The organism is Undibacterium sp. 5I2 (assembly GCF_035019605.1).
In the GTDB taxonomy this organism is placed as follows: Bacteria; Pseudomonadota; Gammaproteobacteria; order Burkholderiales; family Burkholderiaceae_D; genus Undibacterium.
Genome location: NZ_JASJVS010000112.1, coordinates 1 through 4,395, shown reverse-complemented (window position 1 = coordinate 4,395; position 4,395 = coordinate 1). Strand labels below are relative to the sequence as shown.

3 protein-coding genes are annotated in these 4,395 nt (G+C 51.9%); 2 read left to right on the top strand and 1 reads right to left on the bottom strand.

The window, feature by feature from the left end:
• The first annotated feature begins 197 nt into the window (after positions 1 to 197).
• Positions 198 to 1,859 carry a transposase gene (locus QN359_RS19405; RefSeq protein WP_322248905.1) on the top strand — a complete coding sequence of 554 codons (1,662 nt, stop codon included), beginning with the start codon at positions 198 to 200 and terminating at the stop codon, positions 1,857 to 1,859.
• 57 nt (positions 1,860 to 1,916) lie between these two features.
• On the opposite strand, the gene QN359_RS19400 is transcribed toward QN359_RS19405, so the two are convergent.
• Entirely contained in the window at positions 1,917 to 3,074 is a 1,158-nt protein-coding gene (locus QN359_RS19400; protein ID WP_322248906.1) for a hypothetical protein, read from the bottom strand.
• 298 nt (positions 3,075 to 3,372) lie between these two features.
• On the opposite strand from QN359_RS19400, the gene QN359_RS19395 reads away from it, so the two are divergent.
• On the top strand, positions 3,373 to 4,272 hold the full coding sequence (locus QN359_RS19395; protein WP_322248907.1) for a hypothetical protein: 900 nt from the start codon (positions 3,373 to 3,375) through the stop codon (positions 4,270 to 4,272).
• Positions 4,273 to 4,395: the final 123 nt, after the last annotated feature.

Here is a 4,395-nt window from a genome sequence, read left to right as displayed (position 1 = left end):
TCAGCGCGCTTTTGCGCGGGAACCTGGCGGCGTTCGTGCTTAAAAAAAATGCCAGAAATCATGCTGTTTTCAGTGCTGAAAACGATACTGGGTTCCGGCCAAAAGCATGCGGGACTGACGATGTATGCGATGTCTCAGGTGTGAAAAAGCCTCTCAATCTGTAAAATCACGACTAAGATGAACGCTGGAAAATGATGATGAGCAGCACACGCAAATTACCATCGCCCGACGATGCCCAATACAACTTGTTTGGCGGTGTACCCAGTAGTACAGAGACGCCGCGACTACGAACGGCACTCAGTAGTGGCCGGCGTTTCGTGACTGGTGATGCGCGTGCCATTTTTCTGGGACCAGTGCGACTGGAGGATCATCTCAAGCATGCTGGTCACCATGCAGCATTTTCGGTAGCCCGTCTGCTTGAAGAACAAAACTGGTTGCCGTTCGAGCAGCGCTATGCTGCTACGGGCCGTGCCCCTTACGCTCCACAGTTAATGCTCGGCCTGATCCTGTACGGCGTAATGCAAGGTGTGCATTCGCTGCGAGAGTTGGAACGCATGGCGCGGCTTGATCTCGGATGTATGTGGGTGACCGGCGGTATCGCGCCGGATCATGCCAATATCGGGCGCTTCATCGTCCTGCACGAAGCATCACTGACCGAGGAGTTTTTTGAATCACTAACCAGATCAATTTTGAAAGCGACAGGCTCTGACAGCACACGACTGGCCGGTGACGGTACAGTTATAGAAGCAGCCTGCTCGCACTACAACCTGCTCAAGGAAGAGGCTGTAAAAGCGCGTGCAATAGCAGCGCGCCAAGCACTCGAAAGCATGCCGCAAGATCTGGCGGCGCAACAGGAACAAGAGCGCAGCGCACACTGTCAGGAACTCTTCGAGCAGCGCCAAGCCGCTCGCCGTGCCAGTGGAAAAAGTAGCGAGACCTTACGCATCAGCGGCGGTGAGCCCGAAGCCATGGTGCAGCGACTAAAGCGCGGACGAGGCTTTGCAGCATCCTACAAACCATCTGTGCTGGCCAACGAAGATAGGATCGTTACTGCTTTTGCGCTTGATCCGTCGAGTGAAACCAAGGTGATCGCACCGATGCTAGATCAAAGCGCACGCGTGACTAGCGAACATGCCAAAGAACTACTGCTCGACGCCGGTTACTTCGATGATGACGTGATTAATGCGACACTCGAACGCGATATCAGCTTGTTGTGTCCGGATGGACAGTGGCCAGCCAAGAGCAAAGAAGGAGGCTTGTATCACAAGAGCGCATTCGACTACGACCTGCATTCGGATACCTACCGATGCCCTGCCGGACAGACCTTGATCCTTATTTCTAAATGTGGAGAAACACCAAGCACACGGTCACATGACGTGTATGCGGCATCGAACTGCAACGACTGCAAACTTCGTGCGAACTGTACCAAGGCGATAAAGGGAAGATGCATCAAACGTTATCGCGAAGATGAACAACGTGAAGCACTTCGTCTGGTGATGCGACATCGACAGGCGCGCCGCATTTTTAGTCAGCGCAAAGCGATCGTCGAACCGGTATTTAGCAGCCTGCGCGGCCAGCAGGGCGTGGAGCGCTTCCGCCGTCGTGGACTCAAAGCGGTGAAACGTGAATTGGCCTTGCATGTGATGGCCCACAATTTATCCAGAGCAGTTGCCCTGTTGAGGGCGCTGTTTTTATGCTTCTATTCAGCTTTATATGCTCTCAGAGTGGCCGCAAAAGTGTTTTCCATTCGCATGCCACAATTTTTTTGCTTGCGTCTTCAACAGCTTCATCAGATTCAATGGGACTGTGCATCAATACGTTTTGCGACAGCCTCTGAAGGCCGGGGTTTCAAACCCTAGTCAGATTTTTGATCAAGCAAGCCAGCAGCGGCGCGCACGGCAAATTACCATGAAATTTCACGCCAACTCAGGATTTAGCAAAAGCAAGTCTGGCCGTTCAGCCTGAATTTCCCGTTTCAAGCGACTCAAATCCTCGCGCCAGATCTGAGCTTGCTGCGTACCCTCCGCGCTCTCCACCCGGCATTTCAACAATTCATGCGCATAGTGCAACTTGATTTGAAACAACTCCTCTTCCGCACGCGGGCTACAAGCCACGATCTGCTGCTGAGCTGAATAAGCCTCGCGCAAGCGATCCAACTTTGGCATCTCCTCGGAATACATACATTGCCCGGCATAATGGCGGTGAATTTTATCGCTGAGCTCACCGTGTTTTTTCCCGATATCGGCGTCGCGCAGCACATCATTGGCCTTTCTGAGGCTATCGAGGCGCGCACGCGCACTCGCCATATCACTGGCACTATTCGGCAAAACCTGGTCCAAGTGATCAATCAAATGGGCGGCATAAGCTTTGGCAATCTGGCGATAAATATCTTGACTAGGATGCGACAACTTCCCATACAAGAGAAATGCCTCAGCGTAAGCCTCCAAGGCTGCCCCCTCTTTGAGGATATTCTTTACATAATTGTGGCGTATTGCATCATTGAGCGAGCGCATTTGCTTACTCGTAAAAGTGGTGACCTCCAATGCAGCGGTCTGATCGCAGAATAACAGCACGCGAAATTGCGCCTCGTCCAACTCAGCACGGTTTTGTGGATCGATATTAATGCTATTGAGCAGACTAACCAGGGTCGCCCGTGCCGCCACCGAACGAGCGACCGGGGGACTTAGATATGAATCAAGATATTTGGCAAACGATAGGTCGCGTTGCTGCGCCGTTTGCACCGTCAACCGCATGGGGCCAGCTACGGATGGGTGCAGCTTACTGCTAGCGGGAGAAACTTGGGTTTTGGTACGCGGCGCAAGAAATTTCTCCCGCGCCTGAGGAAGCAATTCAGTTTTATTAACCGCTAGCAATTCATCTTTTAGCTTCGAAACCGGCGCGCGCTTACCCGGCTTAGGAGAGGGCACCGCAGACACGGTGTACGGGACATTATTTGCCTGTTGTAGCGCGCTGCTGCCAAAAACAGCTGCATCACCAGACGATGCAGTCGGATGATGATCTGGCAGCGCCAGTTTTTCTTTTGGGAACCCAAGCGTTCCTCCGAGTTTAAACATGTTTTACCTTCAAAAAATATACATTTTCACTACCCTCTTTGGCGCAGTCACGCTACTCAACAGCCATCCCCTCATCGGCGGCGGGCAAACCACTGGAATGAAGTGTGCGCTGCCGATCACTGCGCGCGGCTATTTTTACCTAAATTAAACACGAAAGCATTCAAAAATAGCCCTTCCAGCGGCCATCTTAATGAATGACCGGCAACACCTGGCAATGCCACAGAATGGACACAATATGAATGTTAAACTCAGCCAGTCCTCGATACTGCGCACTCACTTGAACAAATCGGAGACAACGATGTTAGCAACAATATCCAGCATTTCAGCGATGAGTAAAGCAGCAGCGAAAACAGAAAATGACAATGATCCGACTTCGGATACCGCTTTGCGATCACTATGGCTAGACTGGCTGAACACGGCAGACGCCGGCCGTGACCAAGCGATAGAGTCAAGACAAAGAGGATCAGAACAAATGGGAACAGAACAGATCGAGTCTGAACCGACAGAGTCTCAACAGAGAAAGCCGGAACAGATAGAGCAGGCCTACCACCGTCTGATCGATAGCCAAACAAGGCGCGCCGACTTACTCGATTTGAGTGGACTAGGCTTACGCTCGCTGCCAGCATATTTCCCCATCCACACGACGATACTGCGACTCAATGATAATTATTTGGATGCTATGCCAGAAAACCTGCCACCAAGCTTAACGCACTTGTACATTGAAAGCAACCTGCTGAGCTCCCTCGGTTTCAATTTTCCAGCAAGCACCACGGCACTGTTTGCGGCCGATAATCGCATCAGCGTCTTTCCCGAACTGCCGCTGCACAATTTACGCATCCTCAGTTTGGACCGCAACCGTATCGGCGCATGGCCACAATATTTCGCGCCATATTTACGCGAGTTATATGTCAGTGGTAACTTGCTCAGCGAGTTTCCGCCCGATTTACCAAGCGAATTGGCTATATTGAGCATAGAGCGCAACCGTATCGATACACTACCCGAGAAACTGCCCGCCAACTTGCGGCGCTTGTTGGCCGATCACAATCTACTGCGCAGCGTGACAAGTAATTTACTGGAACTGCCGGCACCGGCATTCGTCAATTTAGCTGACAATCAGTTGCCAAGCACGATAGTCAATCAGATCAAGTCGTTCAGCCAAGCCCCGCACTACGATGGGCCCAGGATACATTTAGATTGACTGCGCGGAGCATGTGGGAATGGCGATGCGCTTAACAACTAAATGAATCGTCGCAAGCGACGATGGAAAAGACTCTGGAAGGGGTTTGCATCCCCTCCCATCGCGTCGCTCCTTCGTCGCTCA